This is a genomic window from Bradyrhizobium genosp. L (genome assembly GCF_015624485.1).
Taxonomy (GTDB): Bacteria; Pseudomonadota; Alphaproteobacteria; order Rhizobiales; family Xanthobacteraceae; genus Bradyrhizobium.
In genome coordinates this window covers 1,915,571-1,941,351 of record NZ_CP061378.1, presented here as the reverse complement: position 1 = coordinate 1,941,351, position 25,781 = coordinate 1,915,571, and the positions used below count along the sequence as shown (strand labels likewise).

32 protein-coding genes, 1 tRNA gene and 1 pseudogene are annotated in these 25,781 nt (G+C 65.5%); 21 read left to right on the top strand and 13 right to left on the bottom strand.

The genetic code is table 11. The features are described 5' to 3' along the window. Positions 1-69 precede the first annotated feature (69 nt). The 4 genes from IC762_RS09100 (at position 70) to IC762_RS09085 (ending at position 4,988) form a co-directional block, all read left to right on the top strand. Positions 70-1,272, top strand: a complete 1,203-nt coding sequence (locus tag IC762_RS09100) for a PepSY-associated TM helix domain-containing protein (RefSeq protein WP_195788468.1) — start codon at positions 70-72, stop codon at positions 1,270-1,272. Between the two features lie 271 nt (positions 1,273-1,543). Then, the gene (locus tag IC762_RS09095; protein ID WP_195788467.1) at positions 1,544-3,622 is read left to right on the top strand and encodes an FUSC family protein; all 2,079 of its coding nucleotides are present in this window, start codon (positions 1,544-1,546) and stop codon (positions 3,620-3,622) included. Between the two features lie 10 nt (positions 3,623-3,632). After that, a complete protein-coding gene (locus tag IC762_RS09090) occupies positions 3,633-3,836 on the top strand; it encodes a DUF1656 domain-containing protein (RefSeq protein ID WP_195788466.1) in 204 nt (67 codons plus the stop codon). A gap of 6 nt (positions 3,837-3,842) precedes the next feature. Beyond that, complete coding sequence (locus IC762_RS09085; protein WP_195788465.1) at positions 3,843-4,988, top strand: HlyD family secretion protein; 1,146 nt, start codon at positions 3,843-3,845, stop codon at positions 4,986-4,988. A 27-nt stretch (positions 4,989-5,015) separates the two neighbouring features. Here IC762_RS09085 and IC762_RS09080 read toward each other — a convergent pair whose 3' ends face one another. The 3 genes and pseudogenes from IC762_RS09080 to IC762_RS09070 form a co-directional block, all read right to left on the bottom strand. Next, on the bottom strand, positions 5,016-6,545 hold the full coding sequence (locus IC762_RS09080) for an EAL domain-containing protein (protein ID WP_246801491.1): 1,530 nt from the start codon (positions 6,543-6,545) through the stop codon (positions 5,016-5,018). A gap of 234 nt (positions 6,546-6,779) precedes the next feature. After that, positions 6,780-7,253: a hypothetical protein gene (locus IC762_RS09075; RefSeq protein WP_246801490.1), complete on the bottom strand. Its 474-nt coding sequence runs from the start codon at positions 7,251-7,253 to the stop codon at positions 6,780-6,782. Positions 7,254-7,405: 152 nt separating this feature from the next. Continuing rightward, positions 7,406-7,822: pseudogene (locus IC762_RS09070) on the bottom strand (HAD family hydrolase); the annotation flags it as partial. A 111-nt stretch (positions 7,823-7,933) separates the two neighbouring features. Between IC762_RS09070 and IC762_RS09065 the strand changes: the two are divergent. Next, a complete protein-coding gene (locus tag IC762_RS09065; RefSeq protein WP_195788461.1) occupies positions 7,934-8,842 on the top strand; it encodes a right-handed parallel beta-helix repeat-containing protein in 909 nt (302 codons plus the stop codon). Between the two features lie 227 nt (positions 8,843-9,069). Here the strand turns inward: IC762_RS09065 and IC762_RS09060 are convergent. Continuing rightward, positions 9,070-9,146 (bottom strand) — tRNA-Pro (locus tag IC762_RS09060). A 67-nt stretch (positions 9,147-9,213) separates the two neighbouring features. On the opposite strand from IC762_RS09060, the gene IC762_RS09055 reads away from it, so the two are divergent. Genes IC762_RS09055 through IC762_RS09040 form a run of 4 tightly spaced genes read left to right on the top strand, consistent with a single transcriptional unit; the run spans position 9,214 to position 12,706 of the window. Further along, complete coding sequence (locus tag IC762_RS09055) at positions 9,214-10,203, top strand: L-threonylcarbamoyladenylate synthase (RefSeq protein WP_195788460.1); 990 nt, start codon at positions 9,214-9,216, stop codon at positions 10,201-10,203. A gap of 31 nt (positions 10,204-10,234) precedes the next feature. Beyond that, a complete protein-coding gene (locus IC762_RS09050) occupies positions 10,235-11,662 on the top strand; it encodes an FAD-binding oxidoreductase (RefSeq protein ID WP_195788459.1) in 1,428 nt (475 codons plus the stop codon). An 11-nt stretch (positions 11,663-11,673) separates the two neighbouring features. Beyond that, a complete protein-coding gene (locus tag IC762_RS09045) occupies positions 11,674-12,111 on the top strand; it encodes a GNAT family acetyltransferase (RefSeq protein WP_195788458.1) in 438 nt (145 codons plus the stop codon). A gap of 13 nt (positions 12,112-12,124) precedes the next feature. Then, a complete protein-coding gene (locus IC762_RS09040; protein WP_195788457.1) occupies positions 12,125-12,706 on the top strand; it encodes an NUDIX domain-containing protein in 582 nt (193 codons plus the stop codon). 70 nt (positions 12,707-12,776) lie between these two features. Here IC762_RS09040 and IC762_RS09035 read toward each other — a convergent pair whose 3' ends face one another. Next, positions 12,777-13,217, bottom strand: coding sequence for a hypothetical protein (locus tag IC762_RS09035; protein WP_195788456.1), 441 nt, complete (start codon positions 13,215-13,217; stop codon positions 12,777-12,779). A gap of 238 nt (positions 13,218-13,455) precedes the next feature. Between IC762_RS09035 and IC762_RS09030 the strand changes: the two genes are divergently transcribed. Further along, the gene (locus IC762_RS09030) at positions 13,456-13,710 is read left to right on the top strand and encodes a hypothetical protein (RefSeq protein WP_195788455.1); all 255 of its coding nucleotides are present in this window, start codon (positions 13,456-13,458) and stop codon (positions 13,708-13,710) included. A gap of 122 nt (positions 13,711-13,832) precedes the next feature. On the opposite strand, the gene IC762_RS09025 is transcribed toward IC762_RS09030, so the two are convergent. Then, a complete protein-coding gene (locus tag IC762_RS09025; RefSeq protein WP_195788454.1) occupies positions 13,833-14,306 on the bottom strand; it encodes a hypothetical protein in 474 nt (157 codons plus the stop codon). Positions 14,307-14,431: 125 nt separating this feature from the next. On the opposite strand from IC762_RS09025, the gene IC762_RS09020 reads away from it, so the two are divergent. Both IC762_RS09020 and IC762_RS09015 read left to right on the top strand, forming a co-directional pair. After that, positions 14,432-15,199: an SDR family NAD(P)-dependent oxidoreductase gene (locus tag IC762_RS09020; protein WP_195788453.1), complete on the top strand. Its 768-nt coding sequence runs from the start codon at positions 14,432-14,434 to the stop codon at positions 15,197-15,199. A 175-nt stretch (positions 15,200-15,374) separates the two neighbouring features. Further along, positions 15,375-15,632 carry a helix-turn-helix domain-containing protein gene (locus IC762_RS09015; protein WP_195788452.1) on the top strand — a complete coding sequence of 86 codons (258 nt, stop codon included), beginning with the start codon at positions 15,375-15,377 and terminating at the stop codon, positions 15,630-15,632. 5 nt (positions 15,633-15,637) lie between these two features. Here the strand turns inward: IC762_RS09015 and IC762_RS09010 are convergent, their stop codons facing one another. Continuing rightward, complete coding sequence (locus tag IC762_RS09010) at positions 15,638-16,633, bottom strand: hypothetical protein (RefSeq protein WP_246801488.1); 996 nt, start codon at positions 16,631-16,633, stop codon at positions 15,638-15,640. Between the two features lie 128 nt (positions 16,634-16,761). Between IC762_RS09010 and IC762_RS09005 the strand changes: the two genes are divergently transcribed. Continuing rightward, positions 16,762-17,289: a collagen-like protein gene (locus tag IC762_RS09005; protein WP_195788451.1), complete on the top strand. Its 528-nt coding sequence runs from the start codon at positions 16,762-16,764 to the stop codon at positions 17,287-17,289. Positions 17,290-17,305: 16 nt separating this feature from the next. On the opposite strand, the gene IC762_RS09000 is transcribed toward IC762_RS09005, so the two are convergent. Then, positions 17,306-17,515 (bottom strand): hypothetical protein, encoded by a 210-nt coding sequence (locus tag IC762_RS09000; RefSeq protein WP_195788450.1) that lies wholly within the window; start codon positions 17,513-17,515, stop codon positions 17,306-17,308. An 82-nt stretch (positions 17,516-17,597) separates the two neighbouring features. Beyond that, the gene (locus IC762_RS08995) at positions 17,598-17,864 is read right to left on the bottom strand and encodes a DUF2277 domain-containing protein (protein ID WP_195788449.1); all 267 of its coding nucleotides are present in this window, start codon (positions 17,862-17,864) and stop codon (positions 17,598-17,600) included. A 108-nt stretch (positions 17,865-17,972) separates the two neighbouring features. Between IC762_RS08995 and IC762_RS08990 the strand changes: the two genes are divergently transcribed. Then, positions 17,973-18,218: a DUF2188 domain-containing protein gene (locus IC762_RS08990; RefSeq protein WP_195788448.1), complete on the top strand. Its 246-nt coding sequence runs from the start codon at positions 17,973-17,975 to the stop codon at positions 18,216-18,218. 14 nt (positions 18,219-18,232) lie between these two features. On the opposite strand, the gene IC762_RS08985 is transcribed toward IC762_RS08990, so the two are convergent. Next, positions 18,233-18,922: an ArsR/SmtB family transcription factor gene (locus IC762_RS08985; RefSeq protein WP_195788447.1), complete on the bottom strand. Its 690-nt coding sequence runs from the start codon at positions 18,920-18,922 to the stop codon at positions 18,233-18,235. Positions 18,923-19,060: 138 nt separating this feature from the next. Between IC762_RS08985 and IC762_RS08980 the strand changes: the two genes are divergently transcribed. The 5 genes from IC762_RS08980 (at position 19,061) to IC762_RS08960 (ending at position 22,081) form a co-directional block, all read left to right on the top strand. Further along, positions 19,061-19,450: a nuclear transport factor 2 family protein gene (locus IC762_RS08980; protein WP_246801487.1), complete on the top strand. Its 390-nt coding sequence runs from the start codon at positions 19,061-19,063 to the stop codon at positions 19,448-19,450. Between the two features lie 102 nt (positions 19,451-19,552). After that, positions 19,553-20,614: an alpha/beta fold hydrolase gene (locus IC762_RS08975; RefSeq protein ID WP_195788445.1), complete on the top strand. Its 1,062-nt coding sequence runs from the start codon at positions 19,553-19,555 to the stop codon at positions 20,612-20,614. Positions 20,615-20,634: 20 nt separating this feature from the next. After that, positions 20,635-20,997, top strand: coding sequence for an MmcQ/YjbR family DNA-binding protein (locus tag IC762_RS08970; RefSeq protein WP_195788444.1), 363 nt, complete (start codon positions 20,635-20,637; stop codon positions 20,995-20,997). Positions 20,998-21,148: 151 nt separating this feature from the next. Then, positions 21,149-21,502, top strand: coding sequence for a hypothetical protein (locus IC762_RS08965; RefSeq protein ID WP_195788443.1), 354 nt, complete (start codon positions 21,149-21,151; stop codon positions 21,500-21,502). Between the two features lie 171 nt (positions 21,503-21,673). Next, positions 21,674-22,081 (top strand): hypothetical protein, encoded by a 408-nt coding sequence (locus IC762_RS08960; RefSeq protein ID WP_195788442.1) that lies wholly within the window; start codon positions 21,674-21,676, stop codon positions 22,079-22,081. 275 nt (positions 22,082-22,356) lie between these two features. Here IC762_RS08960 and bfr read toward each other — a convergent pair whose 3' ends face one another. Beyond that, positions 22,357-22,845: a bacterioferritin gene (gene bfr, locus IC762_RS08955; RefSeq protein ID WP_195788441.1), complete on the bottom strand. Its 489-nt coding sequence runs from the start codon at positions 22,843-22,845 to the stop codon at positions 22,357-22,359. A gap of 133 nt (positions 22,846-22,978) precedes the next feature. Next, the gene (locus IC762_RS08950; protein WP_195788440.1) at positions 22,979-23,248 is read right to left on the bottom strand and encodes a (2Fe-2S)-binding protein; all 270 of its coding nucleotides are present in this window, start codon (positions 23,246-23,248) and stop codon (positions 22,979-22,981) included. A 324-nt stretch (positions 23,249-23,572) separates the two neighbouring features. Here IC762_RS08950 and IC762_RS08945 point away from each other — a divergent pair, with 324 nt between their 5' ends. Further along, positions 23,573-23,881: a hypothetical protein gene (locus IC762_RS08945; RefSeq protein WP_195788439.1), complete on the top strand. Its 309-nt coding sequence runs from the start codon at positions 23,573-23,575 to the stop codon at positions 23,879-23,881. Between the two features lie 232 nt (positions 23,882-24,113). Next, entirely contained in the window at positions 24,114-24,386 is a 273-nt protein-coding gene (locus IC762_RS08940) for a hypothetical protein (protein WP_195788438.1), read from the top strand. A gap of 73 nt (positions 24,387-24,459) precedes the next feature. On the opposite strand, the gene IC762_RS08935 is transcribed toward IC762_RS08940, so the two are convergent. Then, positions 24,460-25,692 (bottom strand): lytic murein transglycosylase, encoded by a 1,233-nt coding sequence (locus IC762_RS08935; RefSeq protein ID WP_433995901.1) that lies wholly within the window; start codon positions 25,690-25,692, stop codon positions 24,460-24,462. Positions 25,693-25,781 lie beyond the last annotated feature (89 nt).

The window sequence follows — 25,781 nt, the reverse complement described above, 5'->3', positions numbered from 1 at the left end:
CGGCGCGCTGTTGAATAGGCGGCGATTACGATAGGCCGCTGGTTCCGGTGTTCCACATTCTCTGACGTCATGAGCAAATCTTCATTCAAGGCCGCGCTTCTGCAGGTCCATTCCGTCATTGGTCTCGCGCTCGCGCTGCTCTGGGCCGTGGTCGGCATCACCGGCGCGACGATGGCGTTCGAGGATGAGATCCAGGCCAGCCTGAACAGCCACATCATGCGCGTCGATCCCAGCGCGGCGCGGCGGCTGACGCCGGATGAGCTGGTGGCACGGCTGCCGGCGGCCGGCGATTTCGGCAAGGTCTCCGCCGTGACGATGTCGAGCGATCCATCGGCCGCGGCCCGGCTCCGCTTTGCCCGCACCGAGGGCGGCACGCGGCCGTCGTCGGTCTATGTCGACCCCTATGATGGGCGCGTGCTTGGCTCGCCGAGGGCTGAGGATTTCTTCGCCACCGTCCGCAAGCTGCATCGCTGGCTGCTGCTGCCCGGCGACGGCAATGGCGTCGGCCGCAAGATCACCGGATCGGCGGCTATCTGCCTGATCGTGATGCTGATCACCGGTCTCGTGCTGCGCTGGCCGCACCGCGTGCGCAGTGTAAAGACCTGGCTGAAGCCCAATCTGGGGCTGCGCGGCCGCGGCCTGCACCGCTCGCTGCATGCCGTGATCGGCACCTGGGTGCTGCCGGTCTATCTGGTGATGACCTTGACCGGCCTGACCTATTCGTTCGAGTGGTACAAGGATGGCGCCAAATGGCTGCTGACGCACCCGCAAGCCACGGCCATGCAGCCCAAGGCGTCGCGCAGCACCGAAGGCAAGACCAAAGCTGATGCGAACGCCGCCGATGCCAAAGCCGACCCCAAGCCGCTGACCTTCGATCACGTCTGGTCGACGTTCCTGCAGCAGGAGGGCGACAGCTACGGCAGGGCCCTGCTGACGCTGCCAGCCGGCGCAGGCACCGTGGTGCGGGTCCGGTCATGGGCACGCGACGCGTCGCTCGATACCGTGCGCGACGAGTTCCGCATCGATGCCGTCACCGGACGCCTCGTCGCGTCGGATCGCTACGCCGACAAGAGTTTTGGCGAGCGTATCCTCGCCAGCGTGCTCGACATCCACCGCGGCGCCATCCTGGGCTGGCCGGGCAAGCTCGCCTTCATGCTGGCCGCAGCGATGATGCCGCTGTTCGCGGTGACGGGCCTGCTGCTCTATCTGTCGCGGCGCCGGCATCGCCGCCTCGCGCAGCCGGCGGCGATGCAGCTCGTTCCCGGCGAGTGAGGCTCATTCGCCAGGATTCGTCATGCCCGGGCTTGTCCCGGGCATCCGCGTCTTTGTCTGCTGCGTGAGGAAAGACGTGGATGGTCGGGACAAGCCTGGCCATGACGATGTGGAAATGTTCAGTCCACAGCGCGCAGTCTCGTCACGCGCTCGATCACGGCATCTCTTTTCGACTGGCGGCTGCCCGGCGGCGCCTGTACGTTGCGCGGATGTCGGCAAGCTTTTGGCTGCCGAAGCTTGCGTTGCTTTCGTCACCCGAAGGGCCGTGCACATGACGGAAGTGGTCCGGGATATGGGTGAACCGCCGCCGCGCGGCCTGCGCGCACTCGCGCCGGACCGGCTGCTCGGTGCGATCTGGGCGCTGCGATTCCCGATCCGCTACGGCGTCCAGCTGTGGCTCTCGGTCTGCGCCGCGCTGTTCGTGGCGTTCTGGCTGCAGCTCGATCAGCCCTATTGGGCGGGCACGTCGGCGGCGGTGAGCTGCCTGCCGCAACTCGGTGCCGGACTGCGCAAAGGCTGGTTTCGCGCGCTCGGCACGCTGGTTGGCGCCGTGGTGAGCCTGGTGCTGGCCGCCTTCCTTGCCCAGGATCGTATCCTGTTCCTCACCGCATTGGCGGCCTGGGGCGGGATCTGCGCATTCGTCACCACGCTGCTCAGCAATCACGCCGCCTACAGCGCCGGCCTCGCCGGCTATACCGTCGCGATCATCGCCGGCGGCGCGCTCGGCAGCGTCGGCGGCGTCAATGCGAACGCCGTCTTTCCGCTTGCGCTTTCGCGCGGCAGCGAAATCATGATCGGTATCTTCTGCGCCGGCGTCGTCGGCGTCCTGACCGACACCGGCGACGCGCCGCGCCGGCTGGCCAAGGCGATCGCCGCCGTGGCGGCCAGGGTGATGGACGGCTTCATCGATACGCTGGCGCGCGGTGGCACCCCGCTGCCGGATATGCGGCCGCTCCGGCGCGATCTGATCAGACAGGTCGGCGCGCTCGATCCGGTGATCGATCAATCGGCCGGCGAATCCTCGCAGATCCGCTCCTATGCGGCGCTGCTGCAGCGGACCATGGACGGATTGTTCGGCGGCCTGGTCGGCTGGCGCGCCGTCGGCAACCACCTCGATCACCTTCCGGCAGAGCAGGCGCGGCAACAGGCGCAACTGGTGCTGGGTTTGCTCCGTCCCGACCCGTCGGCGCCGGTGGAATCCGCCGACCCGCAGCGCTGGGTCACCGACCCCGACGCGCTGCAGCGCAGATACCAGCGCGGCGTGCGGCGGCTGGTCGAGCTCGAGGCCGACAGCCCGTCGCAACGGCTGCTCGCCGACAAGACGGCGGAGGTCCTGGTCAGCATGATGCATGCCATGACCGGGCTGACGCTGGTGGTGTATCCGGGACGGCCGGGTCCGGTGCGCACGAAATGGCGACTGCGGGTCGCCGATTATCTGCCGGCGCTGGTCAACGGCGCACGCGCCTTTGCCACCATCGCCATCATGGCGCTGCTCTGGGTGGTGACGGGGTGGCCGAACGGCGTCGGCGCCCTGACCTTCGCCATGATCAACATCATCCTGCGCGGACCGCAGGCCGAGGCGGCCTATGCCGGCACGCTGGCCTTCACCGCCGGCGTCGTGGTCGATCTCGCCCTCGCCTCGATCATCACCTTTGCCGTGCTTCCGGCGCTGCCGACCAGCTTCCTGACGCTCAGCCTCGTGATCGGCGCCTGCCTCGTCCCGCTCGGCATGCTGGCGGTGCTGGCGAAGAAGCCCTGGCAGATCGGCATGGTCGGCGCCATGACGCTGCTGTTCGTCCCGCTGCTCTCGCCGACCAATCCGATGAGCTACAACACCGCGGCGTTCTACAATTCGACGCTCTCGACCGTGGTCGGCTGCTTCGCCGGCGCCTATGGCTTCGGCCTGATGCCGCCGCTGTCGCAGGCCTATCGGGCGCGCCGCCTGTTGCGGCTGACCTTGCGCGATCTGCGCCGTCTCGCCGGCGGTCGAACCCATCTCGACTGGAACGGCCATGTGCTGGGACGGCTGACCGCGATGCCCGCCGCCGCGACGCCGCTGCAGCGCGCCTGGCTGCTCGCCGCGCTCTCGGTCGGCGCCGAGATCATCCAGCTGCGCGAGATCATCAGCCGGCTCGGGCTCGACGCCGAACTCGTGCCGGCATTGACTGCGATCGCCCGCGGCGACAGCATGGCGGCCATCGCGCAACTCGGCCGTTTCGACGCAATGCTGGCGGAAGCGGCCGCGCGTGGAGACACGACGCAGACCAATCTGCGCGTCCGCGGCAGCATCGTCGTGCTATCGGAAGCGCTGACGCAGCATCGCGACTATTTCGACGGAGCCCTGCAATGAGGTTGACCGGATGAAATTCGCCGAAATCGACCTGTTCGGAGTCTATGTCGCGCCGTTTGCGGTGATCATGCTGGTCGCATGGATTGCCACGATCGTGCTGCGCCGGATCGCCGACCGCTACGGCCTGCTGCGCCATGTCTGGCACCCGCCGTTGTTCGTCGGCGCCCTCTACGTCATTGTGCTGTCGTCCATCGTCCTCGTCATCGCACGCTGAGCCGCCATGTCATCCGTTGATAGCAAATCGAAACCGCCGGCACCGGACGTCAATCAGGAGGTGCCGTGGTCGCCCGACCGCATCGCCGGCACGCCCGCCACTCAGTCTGGCGGTCGGCGCGGAGTAGCGATGCTGGTCACGCTCGCTGCCGTCCTGGTCGCCATCGTGCTGGGCTGGGCGATGTGGGGCGCCTACATGCTGGCGCCCTGGACCCGCGACGGCACCGTGCGCGCCTATGTCGTTACCGTCGCGCCGGAGGTCGCCGGCAACATCACGGCACTTCCGGTCGCCGACAACCAGTATGTCCGCAAGGGCGATCTGCTGTTGCAGATCGATCCGCGCAACTACAAGATCGCGGTCCAGCAAGCCGAGGCGTCGCTGCAGCAGGCGCAGGCCAATCTGCAGAACGTCGTATCGCAGCTCGACGTGCAACAGGCGCAGATTACCGCGAGCGAGGCCCAGGTCGAGCAGGCACAGGCGGCGCTGACCTATGCCAAGCAGCAGGCCGAACGCTATCAGGAGCTGGTGGAGCGCAACGCCGGCACGCTGCAGAACGCGCAGCAGACCGACTCCCAGCTGCGCCAGCAGGAAGCCGGGCTCGCCAACGCGCAGGCGACGCTGAAGCAAGCCAAGCTGCGGATCGATTCCCTCAACGCCCAGCGTGCAAGCGCCGAGGCGAGCGTCGCGCAAGCGACCGCGCAGCTCGACCAGGCCAAGCTCAATCTGGAGCGCACCGAGCTCCATGCGCCGGTCAATGGCTGGGTCACCAACCTGCTGGCGCGCGCCGGCAATTTCGCCGCCGCGGAGCACAGCGTGATTTCGATCGTCGACGCCGATTCCTTTTGGGTCGACGCCTATTTCGAGGAGACCAATCTCTCCAGCATCCAGATCGGCGACGCGGCCCGCCTGAAGCTGATGGGCTATCACGACATGGTCCAGGGCCATGTCGGCAGCATCGCGCGCGCCATCAATGTCGGCAACGCGCAGCCGAACGGCCAGGGCGTCGCCACCGTCAACCCGATCTTCACCTGGGTGCGGCTCGCCCAGCGCATTCCGGTGCGCATCCAGATCGATCAGGTGCCGTCGGGTGTCGTGCTCGCGGCCGGCATGACCGCGACCGTGCAGATCGAGCCGCGCAGCGCCGGGCGCTGAGCAAGCATTGGCGCAGGAGGGCCGCGCTCAGGCGACCAGCGCGGGCGCGCTCTCGACGTCCGTGCTCCGCAGCCGCTCGGTCTCGATCAGTCCGAGGAATTTTGCGACCGGCAGCGGCGCCGCGACGACATAGCCCTGGCCCTGCTTGACGCCGCAGGCGGTCAAGGCGCGGATCTGTTCGTCGGACTCGATGCCTTCGGCAACCACCGTCATCTGCAGGCCCTCGGCCAGCGCAACCAGCATCTCGACGATCGGCGCGGTCGACGCGTCGATCGTGATGGTGTCGACGAAGAACTTGTCGATCTTGATGATGTTGGCACCCAGCCCCTTCATGCGCGACAGGCCGCTGTGGCCGACGCCGACGTCGTCGATGGCGACGCGAAAGCCGTAGCTGCGCAGCTCGCCGACCACCGCGGCGGCATGCGCGAAATCGTCGAGTTCGTCGCGTTCGGTCACCTCGATCACGATCTGGCGGGCGGACACTTTCGCGGCCGAGACGGTGTGGCGCAGGCGATCGACGAAGCCGGTGCGCAACAGATGCTTCGGCACGACGTTGAAGGAGAGCTTGAACTCCTTGTCGGCCCGGAGCACCGCCTGGAGATCGGAGAGCGCCAGTTCGAGCAACTGCCAGGTCAGGGTCTCGATGCGCCCGCTGGATTCGGCCAGCGGGATGAATTTCATCGGCGGCACCACCGAACCGTCGTCACGCAGCCACCGCGCCAGCACCTCGCAGCCGACGATCCGTCCGCTGGCCAGATCGAAGATCGGCTGGAAGTACGGCTTGAACTCGCCACGGGCAAGCCCACGATCGAGATCGGCGAGCGGCCCTTCCGTGCGGCGCGAGCGGACCAGCAGGCCGCCGAACGCAAGGCCAAGCAGGATAGAAACCATCAGCGCGGGCCAATACGCTCCGGCGTTCCAGCTCGACAATGCCGCACTCTCGACGTCGATCGTGGCGCGAAGCGGATAGCGTGTCGAGGTTCGGTCGAACTGCTGCGGGGAACGGAGCGGCCGGTCGGCATCCAGCGCGAAGCTGTCGAGCTCCTGCGTATTGGTCAGCGCGAGCGCGACCTTGCTGGAGGCGCGCAGTTCGGCGGGCATGATATCGACGATGCTGCCATTGATCGCAAGGATCGCGACCATCGCCCTGGATCGATCGATATCGCGCAGCAGGCCGAGCGCATTGCTGCCGAATTGCTCGACCCGAAACAGCGACAGCTTCGGGTCCTGCGCGGGCAACATGTCGCCGCGGCTGACCCAGCCCTTGTCGAACTCCAGCGTCTCCGAATAGGCCGAGCAGATCACCGAACCGTCGGCGTTGGCGACGCGCACGTCCTTGACTGCGGAGCGTTGATAGATGTGCAACCGGACTGATTGCAACGATCCGGTGTCGCAGCTCGTCAATCCACGGCCGACCAGGTCGTCGAGGCTGGCGGCGGCATCATCGACCGCGAATTCGGCGCGGCGAAGCACGACCTCGGTCAACTCGCCGAGATGCTCGGTCTGCTGTCCGTGGATGAAGCGCGTGGCGGCCAGATGCCCGGCCAATCCAAACACCAGCGCGCTCCCGACAATGAAAGCGGACGGCTGGAGGATTGTCCTGAGCCTGATCATAACGGCCTGGCGATAGGGTTTTATCGGATAACCCTACCACCGAGGTGCTAAGCAGCATTTAATGCCTGGATAGGGGTATCAGCATCGCGCCGCGACGGCGCGAGTCTTTTGCAACCTGTTAACCACGAACATGCGCTGAGACGCTTTCAAAACCGAGCAAGCCCGACAGCTCGGGCTTCAGCGCGCCTCCTTGTTCAACTCGATCGCGACCTGCGAGAGCCAGGAGCCGGGCGCGTCCATCACGAACGACTGGTGATTGCCCTTGGTCTTGATCGTCACCAGCGCGGCGACGGTCTCGCCTTCGATTCTCGCCTGGATCAGCCCGTCGTCGGTGCTGGTCCCGGAAATCTTGCCGCCCTGCCGATATTCGCTCTCGAACCAGTTGCCCGAGAGCTGCGCGCCGTTCTGCTCGATGTTGGCCGACAGCGACATCTTGTAGGCGTCGCTGGCGCATTTGAGATCCAGGCTGAACGCCTTGCCCGGCTTGGTGACACCGTAGGCGACCTTGCAGCGGACCTTTTCCCAGGCACCGTCCTTGGGCCGCATCTGACCGGCGCCCGACCACGCGCCCGCCAGGCCGTCGAGATTTGGCGTCGCATGCGCTGCGCTCAAGGCGAGCAGCGCGACAGACAGCGCGATGCCCCTGCGCATGAAACTCATTTTCCAAGACATTGAAGATATCTCCGATTCGCAAACAGACCGATCCTATGTGCGATCGGGCATCGGGATATGGCAAGGATGTTATGAGATGTTGCGGAGTGTGATCGAGGTACGATCCCAGCTGCGCGTCTGCCGCGCCCAGGTCAAACCCAGCCGAGCTGCGCCAGGCAGGCGGGAACCCGATCGAGGCGCGGCAGGACCGCGTTCGGCGTGTAGTCGGCAAGCGGCTGGCGGCCGGTGCCGCGGTCGATCCAGATGCAGCGAAACCCGAGGTCCCGCGCGGCGGCGAGATCGAGATGCGGGCTCGCGCAGATATGGACGACGCGGCCGACGTCGACCCCGAGCGCCCGATGGGCGTGATCGAAGATCTGCCGCGACGGCTTGTAGGCCTGCGCCTGCTGGGCGGTGATCACCCGATCGATGTGACCCCCGAGCTGCGCGACGTTGCCGGCGATGATGCCGTCGTCGGTGTTGGAGATGATGCAGGTGCGGAAGCCGAGACGCTTCAGCTCGCCGAGCGCGGCCACGACCTCGGGAAACGGCGGCATGACGGAGAGCGACGGGACGGCAGGACCAATGACCCAACGTTTCCGCTTGTAAATTCTTACCGCAGACAGCAACATTACTGCTTTCAGGACCCCGTTTGTGTCCCCTACCTTTTGGAGGCGTTGATGCAGTTGCGATTTGCTTTCTTTCTTCTTGGCCTGGTTGCGTTCTGCGTCGATGTCGGTACTGCCCGCGCGCAAAGCGCCTACGTCGCGACGAACGGCAGCGATAGCAACAGTTGTGTGACCACGGCTACGCCGTGCAAATCCCTTGCCGTCGCGCTCGAGGCGGTCGCCGGCGGCGGAACGATTTTCTGTCTGAATTCGAGTTCCGACGTGTACCCACTGTTTATCTCGAAATCCGTGACGATCGACTGCGCCGCCAACAACTTCTTTTTGCAAAACTTTCCCGGGAATTTCGGAATACAAATTGCCGTCAATCAGAGCGACGGCCTGTCAACGGTCGTGCTGCGCGGCTTGGTGATCTCCAGCACGAACAACGCTAGCCCAGGTATCAAGATCGTCGCGGCAAAAAATGTGATCATCGAGAACTCGAAAATCCAGGAGCAAAACGCTCAAGGAATTCTGGATGTCCGGACAGCACCGAGCAAGCTGCTTATCAAGGATACGACGGTAAACAGCAACGTAGGTCCCGGCATCGTCATTGCCGGCCCCGCTGGCAATGCCGCAGTTCTGGATCATGTGACGTCGAACGGAAACAGCTACGGTCTTGCGGTCGCCGCAGGCAACAGCGTCACCGCGACACACTCGAATTTCTCCGGCAATTCGGTCGCCGGCATCGTGGGCGATGGCGGCTCGCAGGTCGTCGTCGACAATTCGACCGTCAGCAACAATGCGACCGGCGTCTCCGGCGCATCGTCGGTACGGCTTTACAACAATACGATCTCCTTCAACACAACAGCCACATCGGGCGCGACCGGCTCATTCGGAGGTAATCGTTTTTCAGGCAATGGCTCTGCCGGGACCCCTTTGACCCCCCTCGGCTCTGCATCCACCGACTTCGGTCAACAGTAGGATCGTGCTCCGCAGGGACGTCTCCCCGTGTCAGGGACGTCTCTGCGCCCAGGCGCGTGCGGGTGATCATATCGCAAGCAGGTTGATGGGAACCAGCCGCGGCAAATCACGCGCGACCGCCGCCGCGGAAGCTGGTATGACAATGAGGTGAAGGAGGCGGTGCCGGCTGACTCCGGGGCGGTTGACTCGGAAACCGCCAGCAATCAGAAACGCCTGCAGAGGATGAATGGTCGGAGTGGCAGGATTCGAACCTGCGACCCCTGCGTCCCGAACGCAGTGCTCTACCGGGCTGAGCCACACTCCGACTGAGAGGCCGGCTTATAGCCTCGGGTTTCGGGGACCGCAAGGCACCCTTTGAGGATTTAGTCACCGTGGATACAGGCCTGAAAACCCACGTTTTGCCCGCCGGCGCCGCCGCCACCGCAACCGCCGCCGGTGTCCTGGCCGAGGGGGGCCTGGTCGCATTCCCGACCGAGACGGTTTATGGCCTCGGCGCAGATGCCGGCAATGCCGCGGCGATCGCCCGCCTCTATCAGGCCAAGGGCCGGCCGGCATTCAATCCGCTGATCGCCCATGTCGCCGATCTCGCTGCCGCGCGCCGGATCGCGCTGTTCGACGGCCAGGCGCTGCGGCTGGCGGAGGCGTTCTGGCCGGGACCGCTGACCCTGGTGCTGCCCAAGGCGCTGTCCTGCCCGGTGGCGGAGCTCGCCACCGCGGGCCTCGACACGGTCGCGATCCGCGTCCCCGCCCACAAGGTCGCGCGCGACATCATCAAGACCTTTGGCGGCGCCGTGGTGGCGCCTTCGGCCAATTTGTCCGGCCACGTCTCGCCGACCACGGCCGAGCACGTCAACGGCGATCTCGACGGCCGTATCGACCTGATCATCGACGGCGGCCCGGTCGATGTCGGCGTCGAATCGACCATCGTCGGCTGCTTCTCCGACCCGGTGCTGCTGCGGCCAGGCGGGCTGACCCGCGAGGAGATCGAGCGCGTGCTCGGCCATCCCTTGCAATCGCCGCCGCCGGACGCCGAAAGCGACGGCCAGCCGGTCGCGCCGGGCATGCTGGCTTCGCACTACGCGCCACGCACGCCGGTCAGGCTCAATGCCAGCGACGTCCATGTCGGCGAGGCGCTGCTGGCGTTCGGGCCGGCCAAGATCGCGCGCAGCGAATGCGCCTCCGTCGTGATGAACCTGTCGGAACGCGGCGATCTCGCCGAGGCCGCCGCCAATCTGTTCGGCTACCTGCGCAGCCTCGACAAGCGAAACGCCGATGGAATCGCCGTCGTGCCGATCCCCGAGGACGGGCTCGGCGAAGCCATCAACGACCGGCTGCGCCGTGCCGCGGTCGGGCGAGGTTAGATTTCTGCGTGAGTGAAAGACCAAGAACAAGATGAACATCGCAAAGCCTGCCGTGCCGCCGCTTCCGCCCGAGCTGATCGAAAAATTCCGCGCCATCGTCGGTGAGAAATACGCGGTCACCGACGCCGCCGACATCGCGCCTTACGTCACCGAGGAGCGCGATCTGTATCACGGCCGCTCGCCGCTGGTGCTGCGCCCGGCCTCGACCGCGGAAGTCGCCGCGATCTGCCGGCTCGCGACCGAGCACCGCATCGCGCTGGTGCCGCAGGGCGGCAACACCGGTCTGGTCGGCGGCCAGACGCCGCACAATGGCGAGGTGGTGGTCTCGATGCGGCGTCTGGACAAGATCCGTGACGTCGATGCCGAGTCCAACACCATGACCTGCGAGGCCGGCGTGGTGCTGCAAATCGCCCAGCAGAAGGCCGCCGAGGTCGACCGCCTGTTCCCGCTGTCGCTCGGCGCCGAGGGCAGCTGCACGATCGGCGGCAACCTCTCGACCAATGCCGGCGGCACCGCGGCGCTCGCCTATGGCGTGGCGCGCGAGATGGCGCTCGGGGTCGAGGTGGTATTGGCCGATGGCCGCATCCTCAACGCGCTGTCGAAGCTGAAAAAGGACAACACCGGCTACGATCTGCGCAACCTCTTCATCGGCGCCGAGGGCACGCTCGGCATCATCACCGCGGCGACGCTAAAACTGTTTCCGAAGCCGCGCGCGATCGAGACCGCCTATGTCGGGCTGCAATCGCCGGCCGCGGCACTGAAACTGCTGTCGATCGCGCGCAACGAGGCGGCGGGCGCGCTGACCAGCTTCGAGTTGCTCGCCGACATCGCGGTCGATTTTTCGCTCCGCCACGGCATCGACATCCGCGATCCGCTCACGAGCAAATACCCCTGGTACGTGCTGATGGAGCTGTCGTCGTCGCGCGACGATGCGCGTGACACGCTGGAGGCGATCCTCACCCAGGGTATGGAAAACGGCATCGTCGACGACGCCGTGATCGCGGCGAATTTGAGCCAGCGCCAGGCGTTCTGGAAGCTGCGCGACGAGATGTCGGCCGCGCAGAAGCCGGAAGGCGGCTCGATCAAGCACGACATCTCGGTGCCGGTCGCCGCCGTCCCCGCCTTCATCGAAGAGGCCAATGCCGCCGTGGTGAAGCTGATCCCGGGCGCACGACCGGTGCCGTTCGGCCATCTCGGCGACGGCAACATCCATTACAACGTCTCGCAGCCGGTCGGCGCCGACGCGGCCGACTTCCTGGCACGCTGGCACGACGTCAATGCGGTGGTGTTCGAGATCGTGCTGCGGTTGGGCGGTTCGATCTCAGCCGAGCACGGCATCGGCGTATTGAAGCGCGACGAACTGCCCGACGTGAAGGACGCGGTCGCGATCGCGCTGATGCGGCAGATCAAGGCGGCGTTCGATCCGCTCGGCATCATGAACCCGGGCAAAGTGCTGTGACCGCGTTGGCGATGCCCTCCCTCTCGATCGCTCCGATCGCCGATGCCGACGTCGCCGGTGTCGTCGCGCTGTGGCGGGCTTGCGGCCTGACGCGGCCCTGGAACGATCCCGCAGCCGACATCGCGCTGGCGCGGCGCGGACCGAATTCGGCCGTGCTGGTCGGGCGCGACGCCGGCGCGATCGTCGCAACCGCGATGGTCGGCCATGACGGCCACCGCGGCTGGGTCTACTACGTCGCGGTCGATCCGGAACGGCAAGGCAAGGGCCTCGGCCGCAGCATCATGGCAGCCGTGGAAGACTGGCTGCGCGCAGCCGGCGTGCCGAAGCTGCAATTGCTGGTCCGCCGCGAGAACGCCAACGCCGGCAAATTCTACGAGACGCTGGGTTACGAGGAATCAAGCTCGGTGATGTTGGCCAAATGGCTCGACGGCCGCGAAGCGACGCAGTGAGGCAGGAGACCGCATGAGCATCGCCGACCGCGTCCGCGTCAAGGACGTCAAGCTGCTCGCCAAGGGCCGCTACGAGCTGAAGAGCGCGACATTCGACTACCGGCGGGCCAACGGCGAATGGCAGACGCAGGTGCGCGACGTGTTCGAGCGTGGCAGCGGCGCGGCGCTGCTGCCGTACAATCTCGCTGGCCGGACCGTGGTGCTGGTGCGCCAGTTCCGCTATCCCGCCTTCGCCAATGGCTACGATGACCTCCTGATCGAGGTTGCCGCGGGCATGCTCGACGACGCCGAGCCGGAGGCGCGGATTCGCGCCGAGGCCGAGGAAGAGATCGGCTACCGGCTCGCGCACGTCCGCAAGGTGTTCGAGGCCTTCACCAGCCCGGGCGCGGTGACCGAGAAGATCCACTGCTTCGTCGCCGAATACGACGCCGCGATGCGCATTGGCGACGGCGGCGGCCTCGCCGACGAGGGCGAGGACATCGAGGTGCTGGAGCTGTCGATCGACGAGGCGCTCGCGATGATCGCCGACGGGCGCATCGTCGATGCCAAGACCATCATGCTGCTGCAATACGCAGCGCTGCATCTGTTTCGGTGAACGCTGCGCGCTCTGATTTTTTGAGCATGATCTCGTCGGAAAACCGCTTCGCACTTTTCCGGATCATGCTCTAGCGCATCGTGATCGCAAGGCCGCTCAGATCGGCGTTCGCCATCAGGCCCTCCTGGTGGCCGGTCAGTTCAAGCACCGCGCCCTTCTGGTTGGTGAGCACGATCGCGCGCGCGCCGCGACCGATCGCAAGGCCCGCGCCCGCAGCGCCATAGACGCCGGCAATGTCGCTCGGGCGATTGATGTTGCTGACGCGGCCGCGCAGCACCGTCCGCGATCCGCCGAACACCAGGCCGTAATCGAGCCCGCCGGTGGAGAGCGCATAGGAGCGGCCGCGGAAGGTCAGCGTGCCGCTGCCGCCCGAGCCGCCGATGATCCAGCCCGCCTTGTAGATCGTCAGCCGCACGAAGCCAGAGTCGGCATTGGCGGCCGAGGAGAGAGCCAGGCCGGCGAACGCCGTCAATGCGACCAGCGCGGCACGAAGAGCGGATGAGCGTTTCATATGCGGTCTCCCCAGGATTTTCTCACGTCAGGATTTGTTCACGTCGCGACGTGGATACGAATCGCGACGCGCCGACTGTAGCAAGCGCGCGCGGCGGCGCAATTTGGGACGATCGCAGGCGGAAACCGCATTGAACCTGTTCCCGGGGTTTCAACACTCACAGCATGTCCGGGGCGATCGGCCCCAGAGCTCCGGGATTGCCCTACGGAGCGCCACATTTTCAAACCGGAGAATTCCGATGCGTCGTCTTTCGATTGCCTGCGCCGCCATTGCCGTCACCGTGTCCGTGCTTGCTGCGGCGAGCCCGGCGAGCGCCAACCCCTATCACCTGATCCGCTGGCAGGACACCGGCTTCTGCCAGATCTGGGATCAGAGCATCCCGACCACGCCGTGGCCGGCGAACTTCATCGTCGTCAGCGAAGAGCTGCCGACCTTCGATGCCGCGTTTGCGTTCAAGACCGGCATGCTCGGCAGCGGCGCCTGCGCGTTCTGAGCACAACGACGTCCGCACTAAGGTGGGCGAAGGCGCGCCAGCGCCGTGCCCACCTTCACGAGGCGATGCGAGAATGGTGGGCACGCTTCGCTTTGCCCACCCTGCGCTTTCGCTGTTCGGCCTCAATGATGCTTGATCAGCGCATCGCGCGCGGCGGCGAGTTCGAGGAATGCGCTGCCGTTGCCGCCGCCGTCGGGATGCACCGTCTTGGCGGCGCGCTTGAAGGCCTGCTGGATCTCGGTCGCGGCGAGCCGGCGGCCGAGCGGCAGGCCGAGCAATTGCCGGTGCTGGTCCTCCTGCGTCATTATTTTCGGCGCGAGCCCACGCCGGCCGAAGCGCGGCGCCGACAGCATGTGCAGCGCATCGCTGATGATGCCGAGCCGGCGCAACGCCATCGCCTTGATGCGGCGATCGGCGGATTTCACCGCCGCCTGGCGCAGGATCGGCAGCACCTGTGCGGCCGCTTGCCGCAGCGGCTCGTCGATGTCGGTCGCGGCAATCTCGGCAACCATTCGCGCCATTTCGCCATAATCGGGATCATGCGCCGCGGCAGAGCGCTCGAGCGCAAGTTTCCATTGCCTGATATGCGGGTCCATGTTCGGTCCCTACTGTCATCCGAATCCGGATGACAGCAACGCGCAAACGCGGCTTGGCGTTTCGGTTGGCGCAGTTTTGAATAGTGTTGTCGGCAACGTTCAGAAAAACCGGACAAGGAAACGCCATGCCCCTTCTCGACAATCACATCGCCGTCATCACCGGCGCAGGCTCCGGGATCGGACGCGCGATCGCGACCGGCTATGGACGGGAAGGCGCACGCGTGGTGCTGCTCGACATGAACGGCGACGCGGCGGCGGAGGCGGCGAAGGAGATCCGCAGCGCCGGCGGCAAGGCGGACAGCTTTGCGCTCGACGTCACCAACCGCGACGCCTGCATCGCGATGGCCAAGCGGGTAGCCGACAAGGTCGGTCCGGTCTCGATCCTGGTGAACAATGCCGGCATCGCGCGGCGCAACGGCATGCTCGGCGCGGACGACGCCGTGATCAAGGATTGGGAAGACATCATCTCGATCAACCTCACCGGCGTCTTCAACGTGACGCATGCCTTCCTCAGCCCCTTGCGCAAGAACAAGGGCCGCATCGTCAATATCGGCTCGATCCAGTCCTTCGTGCATCTGCGGACGCCGAGCTCGCCGGCCTATACCGCCTCGAAGCACGGCGTGCTCGGCTTCACCAAGGCGCTCGCCGCCGAGCTCGGCAAGGACGGCGTGCGGGTGAACGCGATCGGCCCCGGCTTCATCGAGACGCCGCTGAACGAGAAGACCCGCGCCGGCAATCCCGATCTGGTGAAGGTGTTCATGGACCACACTCCGCTCGGCCGGACCGGCAAGCCGGAGGACATCGTCGGCCCCGCGGTCTTCCTCGCCTCCGACATGTCAGCCTATGTGTCGGGATCGATCCTGATGGTCGACGGCGGTTACCGGACATTGTGACGGACGGAACCGCAATCGTGGCGATTTCTGGGTATTTTCCTTACAAAGCAGGGAGTTAGCAGCGCGTTAAGGACTTGTTAACCAAACCGGCCCACCGTGGAAATACGGTTCTGGGGTAGTTGGGTACTCGATGTTTCCGCTTCAGCGGTGAGGCGGGCGTTGATCGGGAGGTGTCATGTCCTATGCGTTCACCCTGGCTTCGGGCGAAGCCGTGCTGCCGTCACTGGCTCCAAATGAAATCGTGCCACTCTTGATCGGCGCGACCGTCGACGAGGTCGAGCGCGAGCTCGTGCTGCAGACGCTGGCGCGCTGCAACGGCAATCGCACCCGTGCCGCCCGCGTGCTCGGATTGTCGGTGCGCACGCTCAGAAACAAGATCCGCGAATATTCCGCCGACGGCATCGAGGTGCCGCCGCACTGCGAGCAGAGCTAGCGGATTCAGATCGGCAGGTCGATCGCAAGATCGCGCCAGCGCGACAGCAGCTCGCCATCGCCGGGACGAACGAGGCCCACGTCGGCCGTCGCGATTTGTTGCAGCGTGCGTGCGACCAGCGCGGTCGCGTAATGCCAATAATCGCGCCGGCCATCGGGATCATCATCGACCAGCGATTTTGCGAGGATCTCGACATAGATGGCCTCGACCGCCCGCAGCCAAAGCGCGCCTGCGCGCGCCGGTGCAGGGGTCGCGTTGCTCCGCGCATGCCACATCAGCCAGTACTCTTCCTCGGCACCGGCCCACGTCGCGCGTGGCAGCGACGGGTCGAGACATGGCGAGCGACACAGCAACGGCTGCTTCCCGCGCCCGTCGGCGAAGACGGAATAACCGAGCTTGTCGTACCAGCGCACGCGGAGAAACTTACGGATCGCGGCCTGCTCATGCGCGGCGAGCTCGCGGCGGCCCGAACGCTCGAGATCGGCGATGATGGCCTCCAATTGAGCGCGATCGAACGGTTCGACCTCGAGCACCACGCCAACGTTGTGCGGAAACAGCTCGTCGAGCATCTCGACCATCGCGCGATAGAACGTCCGCGCCAGCCCGCCGCCGCGCCACGCTCGATCGACACCGAGATGGTTGCAGAAGATCAGATGGCTCGCATGGTCGTAGGTGAAGAAGCCGAGCCCGACGGCGCGCTGCGCCGCGCGCAGGATGAAGCAGCGCGAGTCGAGCCGGTATGATATCGCGCAATCGTCGACGGTGAACTCACGGCGCTCGCCGACATCGTCGGACAACACCCAGCGCACCAGATCGTCGGAGCCGTCGCGCTCGTTCGCGGGAAACAGCGCCTCGTAGAGATCGAGCACGCCGGTGGCGCGAAAGCTCGCTTCATCCGCTACATCGTGCCGCGTCACCACGATATCGAGCGCCACCGCCTCCCCGGAAGCGTCATCGCGCGTGCGTGGCGAAGGCTGCTCGTCAAGTTTCAAGAACCGCAACGCGCGCTCCCTCGCAGCAGGCCAGCCGAATATGACTGTTGATCGCCAGGATCGACGCGGCCGGGCAGAATTGAAGCCGTCATCCAACCTCTGTTACAAGCGGCTTCACATCGAGACGGAGCATAGCAGTGGCTGACGACACATCTTCCCGCGAGGGGCTACGGGGACCGCAGGGGCCGCAAGGCCGTCAGGGCGAGCCGGGACGTCCCGGTCCGCAGGGACATCCGGGGCGTCCGGGTCAGGAAGGCGTGCGGGGCAAGCCGGGCCCGGTCGGCAAGGCCGGCCCGGCCGGGAAGCCGGGACCTCAGGGCAAGGCTGGTGCGCCGGGGAAAGCCGGCCCGCAGGGGCCGCGCGGCGAGGCCGGTCCGCATGGCCCGCCGGGACCGGCCGGCCCGCGTGGCGAAGCCGGCCCGCAGGGCGCGCTGCCGTCGCTCGACCAGGTGATGCCGTGGCTGCACATGATCTTCGATGCCTATGAAGACTACAAGCGCACCAGGGAGCGTGAAGCGATCGAGCAGGCCGAGCAGGAGGCCGCCGAGCGCGCGGCTGCCGAAGCGCTCGCGCTCGATGTCGACGCAATCGGTTTCGAGGACGACGAGGACGGCGACGAGGACCACAAGAAAAAGAAGAAGCACCGCAAGAAGGACAAGAAGTAGTCTGGGTCCCACTCCGTCAGGCCGGAGGATCATGCGGTGGCGCGATCTGCATGTGCTGGAACACCCAGCGCATCGCGTAGTACCAGCCGAGTCCGGCGAATGCTCCGCAGGTCGATAGAATGATGATGTTGGCACGGTCGATCACCCCGCTCGACCACAGCATGCCGCAGGTCCACAGCACCGCGAACGCGATCGAACAGAGGGTGAGCGGGACGGCACGCTTCATGGCTGGCTCCGGAGGTCGGGGTGAAGAGCAAGCATGGCCGGCCTTGGATCGCCTGACCGTGACCTACATCACGGACGGCTAGTTAGCCGAACCGCAGCCGCGAGCGCTCCCTGGCCTTTTCCGCCTCGATCTCGCGATCGCGCGTGGGCGCCGCGGTTTCGAGCGAGGTCAGGAGCCTGCGTGCCGCGTCCGAGACCTCGGCCACGGCACGGTTGAACGCGGCCTCATTGGCCTGCGACGGCTTGTTGAAGCCGGACAGCTTGCGCACGAATTGCAGCGCAGAGGCGTGGATCTCGTCCTCGGTGGCCGGCGGCTCGAAGTTGAACAGCGTCTTGATGTTACGACACATCATGGTCTCCCTTCCGGATCGTGCCTCAAGGACGATCGGCTGCTGCAAAATACGACATCGTGGGCTATTCTGGCAGCCTCATCGTTCACGGCGGAAACGAGGTTCCCGATGAGCCACGTGATCTACAAGGTCGTCCAGCACGACGGCGGCTGGGCCTATACCGTCAACGGCGTGTTCTCGGAACCTTTTCCAACCCATGCCGCGGCGCTCGCCGCCGCGCGGCGCGCCGCCAATGAGCAGCGCGTCCCCGGGCGCACCGAGGCGATCCAGTACGAGACCTCGGACGGCAAGTGGCATATTGAAACCGCCGCCGGCAACGATCGCCCGGAGACGGAGGTCGAGGACGAGCGCTAGCTGGCACGGCAGGCTCAGAACGGAACCTGGACGCCGAGCCGATCGAAGAACGCGCGCCCTTTGTCGGTGATCCGCAGCGCGCGTGGAATGCGATGCGGCGCGACGCCGCGCGTCTCGACCAGCCGCGCCAGCACCGCGTTGGCGAACGGACCGGCGAGATGCGGCACCCGCTCGGTCCAGTCGTTGCAGAGCCGAAAATGCGGCTCGCGTGCGGAGTCGAAATCGATCTGCTCGGCGCGACACCAGGCCAGCCCCTGCTCCGTCACGTGACCAATACGGCCGTCGATCGCGACAAGCCGGCGGCGGATCAGCGCGTTGGACAGCAGCACGCCGAGCTGGCCCGCCAGATGATGGTAGCAGGTGCGCGACTGCCGGAGCTGGTCAACCGGCATCGCCCGCTTGCGGCCGGCATTGGTTCGGGTGGCGAGGTCCACCAGATTCTCGATCAGCGCCGCAACGTCGTCGTCCCTGATCCGGTAGTACCGGAAGCGGCCCTGCGCCCAGACCGAGAGCACGCGCGCGTCTACCAGCTTCTGCAGATGCGCGCTTGCGCTCTGCGGCGAGATGCCGGCAACCGCGGCAAGCTCGCCGGCCGGCAGCGCCTTGCCGTCGGCCAGCGCACTCACCATCGCCTCGCGCGCCGGATCGCCCAGCGCCTCGGCGATCCGCGAAAAGCCCGTCTGCACCGATTGGGATGATCCCACCGCATCGTCCTCCGGAACCGCCCGAATGTCCTAACCGCATTCAGGCGACCGCGACACTCATTTCAGGTTTTCCTGAAACATCACGGCCGTGCCGTAGGCTGAAATCGGGACAGGTCAAACGAAATGCAAGGGACAATCATGAACGACGCGGAACGCATCCACAGGCTCTGGGACGAAGCTCTCGGCAACAAGGATCTCGAGGCCGCGCTCGCGCTCTACGCGCCCGACGCTTCGATCGAAAGCCCGCTGGTGCAGCATTTGATGCAGACCGGGGGGGGCATCGTGCGCGGCACGGACAGCTTGCGCGCGTTCATCGCACGCGTGTTCCAGACCAACCCGCCGCAACGCAAGCGCTTCAAGCAGGGGTTCTTCAGCGACGGCCGCGTCATCACCTGGGAATATCCGCGCCAGTCGCCGGACGGCGACCAGATGGACCTGGTCGAGGTCATGGAGATCAGCGACGGCCTGATCCAACGCCACCGCGTGTACTGGGGCTGGTATGCGCTCAACATCTTGAAGCAGGGGTAATCTCCCGCAGCCGCAGGCACGCCTCTCGGACAGCTCGCCCTTGTCATGCTAGGCTTGCGCCCAAGCGGCTGGACAAAGGCGCCGCGCCCAGGGAGAAGCTCGATGATCCGTTTGTGCGCGGCGCTGGTGGCCGCCCTCGTCTCGCTATCGGTGCCATCAATGGCCGCAGATTATCCCGCACCTCAGGACGGCGAGTGGATCGCGAAGGACTTCAAGTTCCACTCCGGCGAGGTGATGCCGGAGTTGCGGCTGCATTACACCACGGTCGGCGCGCCGAGCGGACAGCCGGTGCTGGTGCTGCACGGCTCCGGCGGCTCGGCGGCGAGCATGCTGACGCCGGCCTTCGCCGGCGAATTGTTCGGTCCCGGCCAGCCGCTCGATGCGACCAAGTATTACATCATCATTCCCGACGGCATCGGCCACGGTAAATCCTCAAAGCCGTCGGACGCGATGCGCAACAGCTTTCCGAAATACGACTACAACGACATGGTCGACGCGCAGTACCGGCTGGTCACCGAAGGCCTCAACGTCAAGCATCTCAGGCTCGTGATCGGCAATTCGATGGGCGGCATGCACACCTGGATCTGGGGCGTGCGCTATCCCGGCATGATGGACATTCTGGTGCCGATGGCCTCGCAGCCGACCGCGATGGCGGCGCGCAACTGGATCCTGCGGCGGACGATGCTGGACACCATCCGCAACGATCCCGACTACAAGGACGGCAATTATGCGAGCCAGCCGCGGATGATGAAATACGCCATCGCCGCCTACCGCTTCGCCAGCGCCGGCGGCACGCTCGGCTATCAGACGCTGGCGCCGACGGCGCCGCAGGCCGACAAGATGGTCGACGAGCAGCTGGCGCTGCCGGTCACGGCCGATGCCAACGACTACATCTATCAATGGGAAGCCTCACACGACTACGATCCTTCCGCGGGCATGGAGAAGATCGAGGCCACGCTGCTTGCCATCAACGCCGCCGATGACGAACGCAATCCGCCGGAGACCGGCGTCACCGAGGCCGCGGTGAAGCGGATCAAGCACGGCAAGATCTTTCTGATCCCGGCCAGCACCGAGACGCGCGGCCATCTCACCACCGGCAACGCCAGGTTCTACGGCAAGGAATTGCAGGAGCTGCTGCAGACAGCGCCGCAGCGGACCATGTAACGGGTTCGAGAACTATCGCGATGTCGCAAGCTCGCTTCCGCAAGATCGCGCTCAGCCTGCCCGACGCCGTCGAGGGCGCGCATCGCGGCCACGCCGACTTCCGCGTCGGCACGCGCATCTTCGCAACGCTCGGTTATCCCGACGCCGATTGGGGCATGGTGAAGCTGACGCCGGAGCAACAGGCGATGGTGGTCGAGGCCGAACCCGAGATCTTCCGCCCCGTACCGGGCGGCTGGGGCAAGGGCGGCAGCACCAATGTCCGCCTTGCGAAGGCCGACCCGGCGACGCTGCGCAGCGCGCTCACGATGGCCCGGGACAACATCACGGCAAGGCCCGCGAAGAAAGCGCCCGTCAAGAACGCACGCGCGAAGAAGTCGTCCTGAAGCGATCTCGCGCTGCATCAAGTTTCGCTGCACCGCTTCGCTCATTCTTTGAGCATGCATCCCGCGCGCGGTTCGTGCCTAATCACGCCAACAACCGGATTCGCGCGACGATATTGCGCGGACGATGACACAGGTTTCGCGGAGGAATTCAGTGCGAAAGCTCGCGCATCTCGCGCTGCTTGCGTGGCTCTCCCTGTTGGCGGGCTCGGCCCTCGCCTTCGACAATGGTCAGTACGACAACGTGCCGCCTGATATCCGCGCCTGGTTCAAGAGCGTGATGGCACCGAACGGCGTGCCCTGCTGCGACATCTCCGACGGCCACCGCACCAGCTACGACGTGCGCAACGGCGCCTATTGGGTGCCGATCGAGGGCGAATGGATGATGGTGCCGGAGCGCGCGATCATCCGCGATCGCGGCAATCCGGTCGGCGAGGCCGTGGTGTGGTACGTGCATCACCGCGGCGGCATCATCATCAGTTGCTTCGTTCCGGCGGACGCGGTCTGAGCGGCTCAAAACGCGCTTCGCCCATCGTGACGCGACATGCCGTCGCGCCGATTTGAGACCGATACGCTCTGTTAACCTTACCTCTTAACCAATAGTTAAGGATGAGTTTGCGGGCGCAACAGCGCGCAGCCTAGCGTCCGCACAATGCTCCGTAACCGAGTGGTGCGTGCCATGGCGTATCAAAGATTAGGGGCGCTTGCCGCGTCCCTTGGCGTTGCAGCGTTGCTGCTCGCTTCCCCGACCGAGACCTTCGCGAGATCTGGCGCCGCGGCGGCGCGTGGCAGCTTTGCCGGCCCGCATCCGGCGTTCCGCCATCACGGGCGCGGACCCGGCGGGTTCTGGCCGGGCTATGGATATTACGACGGAGCGGCCGGCGCACCGCTGGCCGAGGCGCCGACCCCCGTCTCCAACGACGCCCATTACACCTACACCTATGACGTGCCGTGGGATTGGGCGCATCGCTACCCGCCGGCCGTGGTGCCGTCGGATCGCCCCTATGTGTCGAGTTGCCCCACCGAAAGCGTCACCGTGCCCGGCCGCGGCGGCGACCGCACCGTCAACATCACCCGCTGCTATTGAGCGCGTGACAACCGGGATCGCACAGCAAAGAGGCCGCTCATTGAGCGGCCTCTGGCAATTTCGGGGAGAGCATCGGAGCGCGCTGCTTAGGGTACCGAGGTGATCTGCTCAGCTTGCTCGGTGTCATCACCCGCGCATGCGGGTGATCCAGTATTCCAGAGACGGCGGTGATTGAATCGATGAGCCGCGGCGTACTGGGTCGCCCGGTCCATGTGCGCAATTGCGCACAGGCCGGGCGATGACACCGGTAGATGAGGATATAGCCTCACATCTTCTCAGGACTCCTCGCCCTTGAGGTGGCCGACGTGCTTCTGGGTGTAGAGCTCGAGGCCGATCCGCTTGATCAGGTCGAGCTGGGTCTCGAGGAAATCGATGTGGTCTTCCTCGTCCTTCATCAGGCTCTCGAACAGGTCGCGGCTGACATAGTCCTTGACGCCATGGCAGTAGGTCGCCGCCTCCTGGTACAGCGTACGGGCAGCGATCTCGGATGCGAGATCGCATTCGATGATCTCCTTGACGTCCTGGCCGATCCGCAAGGGATCGAGCACCTGCATGTTGGGGAAGCCGTCCAGGAACAGGATGCGGTCGGTGAACTTGTCGGCGTGCTCCATCTCCTCGATGGATTCCTTGCGCCAGACCTTGGCCATCTCGAGCAGGCCCCAATTGTTCAGGACCCGGTAATGCAGCCAGTACTGGTTGATGGCGGTCAGCTCGCTGCGCAGCCCCTTGTTCAGATAGTCGATGACTTTCGGGTCGCCTTGCATGATGCACTCCACCTGTCGCGGCCAAAATCGGCCGGAATCTCAATTTAGAATGCTTCTAAATCAGATGACCGGCAAGAGCAACCCTTCGCGGAATCGGCGCGTGGACAACCCGATCTGGAGGGATTTGAGGATCTCAGCAGGCCGCCAAGCCGAATTCGGCCGGTCCGGTGTCCTCGTTGGCAGCGTGCGGATGGCTGTGCGGGCAGCCCGAGCAACAGGCCTTGGCGCAGGGACCGAGCGCCTCGTCGATGATCGCCTTGATCGTGCGCGCGCAGCGGCCACATTCGGCGTTGCAGCCGAGGCAGCCATAGACCTGCTTGGCATTGCGCGTCACCGGTCCGCCGGTGCTCACGGCATTGCGGACATCGTGATCGCTGAGGACGTTACAGGAACAGACAATCATCAGAATTGGGCGGTTCGGTCGGTGTTGCTGACATTATCGATATTGTCGACGCCGCCCGGATGCAAAAGGAAAAAACGCTTTTTGAAGCAATTCCAAACTGATGCCGGATTCATTCTGGAATGAATCTAAATCGGTTCCGGCCAGCAAAAGGCGCGGGACCAGCCGCGATTTCCGTACTTTCCGGCTTGCCACGCGGCCGCCATCGTCCCCGATCATGGTTCGAATACGGCAGCGCCGTTCATTGATCGTTCAAGCAGGATGTGGAACATTTGCCCACACAGGCTGTTTGAGCGAACTGTCGCTGCTCCCGAGAAAGGTGAGGCCATGAAGAAGACATTGCTGGCGCTCTGCGCCGTCGCCACCCTGGCGGTTTCGGCCGTGGCGGTCCCCGCCCCTGCCCATGCACAACGCGGTGTCGCCGCTGGCGTCGCTGCAGGATTGCTCGGTGGCGCCATCGTCGGCGGCGCGATCGCATCGCAGAACGGTTATTACGGTCCCGGCCCCGGCTACTACGCGCCCGGACCGGCCTATGTCGCCGGCCCCGGCTACGTCGAGCCCGGTTGCTACTGGCAGCGCCAGCGCTTCTGGGACGGTTACGGCTGGCGCGTTCGCAGCGTCAGGGTCTGCGATTAATATCGCCGTTCATCTCGATTAAATCGAACCAAACGTCCCGGAAAACCGACTGTTTTCCGGGACGTCCGCTTTTCAAGGCCAGAAAAAACCGCTTTTCTGGGCAATGAGCCAGCGGACGTTTACTTTCGATTGACTGTTTAGGCGCTGATTAGCAAGACAGCCGCTCGAAACCAGCGTGCGCGAGTCTTTTTGAACCCGGCGCCCAAGGCGCCACCTCAGGAGAGCCCAAGACATGAAGAAGATCCTGGCTGCCTTCGTCGCTGTCGCTACGATTGCCGCTTCGTCGCTCACCGCAACCCCGGCCAGCGCCCAGCGTGGCGTCGCGGCGGGTGTCGCAGCCGGCCTGATCGGCGGCGCGATCGTCGGTGGCGCCATCGCCTCCAGCCGCCCGGCCTATGGCGGCCCGACCTATGTCGAAGAAGCTCCGCCGCCCTGCCGTTGGGTTCGCGAGCGCTTCTGGGACGGCTACAACTGGCGCTTCCGCCGCGTCGAGGTTTGCGACTAAGCCGCAGCCTCTTCCGCGCGAGTCTCTTGCGTTTCAAACCCGGCCCCTCGCGGCCGGGTTTTTTGTTTGTGGCTTAATGGGCTGAGTTCATCGCCTTCAGCACCGCATCGCTCGGCCAGCAATCGACCTTCAGGTGGGCCTGCTTCTGGTAGGCGCCGAGCGCGGCGCGGGTCTGCATGCCGGCCTTGCCGTCGAGCTTGTCCTTGTAGAGCCCGATCTTGGTCAGCTGCCGCTGCATCGCCTCGACGTCGGCGGAGCGCAGCTGCTTCGAGGCCGACCATGGCGTCGCGAACGGCAGCGGGCTCGTCATGCGGTCAGCGAGATGGCCGACGAACAGCACATAGAGATCGGAGAAATTGTACTCCTTGATCACGAAGTAGTTCGGCGTGGTCAGGAAGGCGGGGCCGTAGATGCCCTCGGGCTGCAGCAGCGAGGCTGATTGCGCCTGCTCGGCGGCACTGAGCTTTTGTCCGCGCACCGGCATGAAACCCGCACGCAGCCACTGGCTGATCGGTTTTGTCACTTCGGGCACGCCCGTCGTGCAATCGGCATTGGCCGGCGCCGTGACTTCGTAGGCCCAGCGTACGCCCGGCTGCCAGCCCTTGTTGACGAGCTGCTGTGCGGCGGAGGCGAGCGCATCCGGCACCGAATGCCAGATGTCGACACGGCCGTCGCCATCGAGGTCGACGCCGTGCTTGTAATATTCCGACGGCAGGAACTGGGTGTAGCCGGTCGCGCCGGCCCAGGACGAGGTTAGCTCCTTGCGCTTCACCACCCCCTCGCCAAGGATTTTCAGCGCGAGAACGAATTCGGTGCGGTACTGATCCTTGCGGCGGCCGACATAGGCCTGCGTTGCCACCACGCGCAGCGTGTCATAGGGCAGCGCATAGCGGCCGTAGTCGGTCTCGCGGCCCCAGATCGCTAGCACGATCGGGGCCGGCACGCCAAAGCGCTTTTCGATTGCATCGAGCGAGGCGCGATATTTCTGCAGGAGCTTCTGCCCTGTCTCGGCGAGCCGCGCGATCGAGGCTTCCTTGATGTAGTCGGCCGGCACCTGCACGAACTCGGCCTGCGCCGGCGCGCCGGTCTTCGGCCGCCCCGGCAGGATCAAGTCGGGCAACTTGTAGTCGGGTTCGAGTCCGCGCGTCTCGCGATCGAAGGTCTCGCGCGACACGCCCGCCGCCTGCGCCTCCGGCCAAAGCGATGCGATAAACTGGGTGAAGGCGGCATCCGCTGCGCGGGCGGGCGAGACGACGGCCAAGGATACAAGCAGGAGCCCGAAGGCGAGCGCGCGGAGGAATGTCAAATCCAACAACCTGTTCGCAGCGGTTCATCGGGCGCCGCTCGGCGGACGCCCGTCATGTTCGTGGCGTGAGCCTTATCACGACACGGGCT

Coding starts and splice junctions, on each gene's coding strand:
- IC762_RS09100 (WP_195788468.1), top strand. CDS start 70: ATGAGCAAATCTTCATTCAAGGCCGCGCTTCTGCAGGTCCATTCCGTC.
- IC762_RS09095 (WP_195788467.1), top strand. CDS start 1,544: ATGACGGAAGTGGTCCGGGATATGGGTGAACCGCCGCCGCGCGGCCTG.
- IC762_RS09090 (WP_195788466.1), top strand. CDS start 3,633: ATGAAATTCGCCGAAATCGACCTGTTCGGAGTCTATGTCGCGCCGTTT.
- IC762_RS09085 (WP_195788465.1), top strand. CDS start 3,843: ATGTCATCCGTTGATAGCAAATCGAAACCGCCGGCACCGGACGTCAAT.
- IC762_RS09075 (WP_246801490.1), bottom strand. CDS start 7,253: ATGCGCAGGGGCATCGCGCTGTCTGTCGCGCTGCTCGCCTTGAGCGCA.
- IC762_RS09065 (WP_195788461.1), top strand. CDS start 7,934: ATGCAGTTGCGATTTGCTTTCTTTCTTCTTGGCCTGGTTGCGTTCTGC.
- IC762_RS09050 (WP_195788459.1), top strand. CDS start 10,235: ATGAACATCGCAAAGCCTGCCGTGCCGCCGCTTCCGCCCGAGCTGATC.
- IC762_RS09045 (WP_195788458.1), top strand. CDS start 11,674: ATGCCCTCCCTCTCGATCGCTCCGATCGCCGATGCCGACGTCGCCGGT.
- IC762_RS09040 (WP_195788457.1), top strand. CDS start 12,125: ATGAGCATCGCCGACCGCGTCCGCGTCAAGGACGTCAAGCTGCTCGCC.
- IC762_RS09035 (WP_195788456.1), bottom strand. CDS start 13,217: ATGAAACGCTCATCCGCTCTTCGTGCCGCGCTGGTCGCATTGACGGCG.
- IC762_RS09030 (WP_195788455.1), top strand. CDS start 13,456: ATGCGTCGTCTTTCGATTGCCTGCGCCGCCATTGCCGTCACCGTGTCC.
- IC762_RS09025 (WP_195788454.1), bottom strand. CDS start 14,306: ATGGACCCGCATATCAGGCAATGGAAACTTGCGCTCGAGCGCTCTGCC.
- IC762_RS09020 (WP_195788453.1), top strand. CDS start 14,432: ATGCCCCTTCTCGACAATCACATCGCCGTCATCACCGGCGCAGGCTCC.
- IC762_RS09015 (WP_195788452.1), top strand. CDS start 15,375: ATGTCCTATGCGTTCACCCTGGCTTCGGGCGAAGCCGTGCTGCCGTCA.
- IC762_RS09000 (WP_195788450.1), bottom strand. CDS start 17,515: ATGAAGCGTGCCGTCCCGCTCACCCTCTGTTCGATCGCGTTCGCGGTG.
- IC762_RS08995 (WP_195788449.1), bottom strand. CDS start 17,864: ATGTGTCGTAACATCAAGACGCTGTTCAACTTCGAGCCGCCGGCCACC.
- IC762_RS08990 (WP_195788448.1), top strand. CDS start 17,973: ATGAGCCACGTGATCTACAAGGTCGTCCAGCACGACGGCGGCTGGGCC.
- IC762_RS08980 (WP_246801487.1), top strand. CDS start 19,061: ATGAACGACGCGGAACGCATCCACAGGCTCTGGGACGAAGCTCTCGGC.
- IC762_RS08975 (WP_195788445.1), top strand. CDS start 19,553: ATGATCCGTTTGTGCGCGGCGCTGGTGGCCGCCCTCGTCTCGCTATCG.
- IC762_RS08970 (WP_195788444.1), top strand. CDS start 20,635: ATGTCGCAAGCTCGCTTCCGCAAGATCGCGCTCAGCCTGCCCGACGCC.
- IC762_RS08960 (WP_195788442.1), top strand. CDS start 21,674: ATGGCGTATCAAAGATTAGGGGCGCTTGCCGCGTCCCTTGGCGTTGCA.
- bfr (WP_195788441.1), bottom strand. CDS start 22,845: ATGCAAGGCGACCCGAAAGTCATCGACTATCTGAACAAGGGGCTGCGC.
- IC762_RS08950 (WP_195788440.1), bottom strand. CDS start 23,248: ATGATTGTCTGTTCCTGTAACGTCCTCAGCGATCACGATGTCCGCAAT.
- IC762_RS08945 (WP_195788439.1), top strand. CDS start 23,573: ATGAAGAAGACATTGCTGGCGCTCTGCGCCGTCGCCACCCTGGCGGTT.
- IC762_RS08940 (WP_195788438.1), top strand. CDS start 24,114: ATGAAGAAGATCCTGGCTGCCTTCGTCGCTGTCGCTACGATTGCCGCT.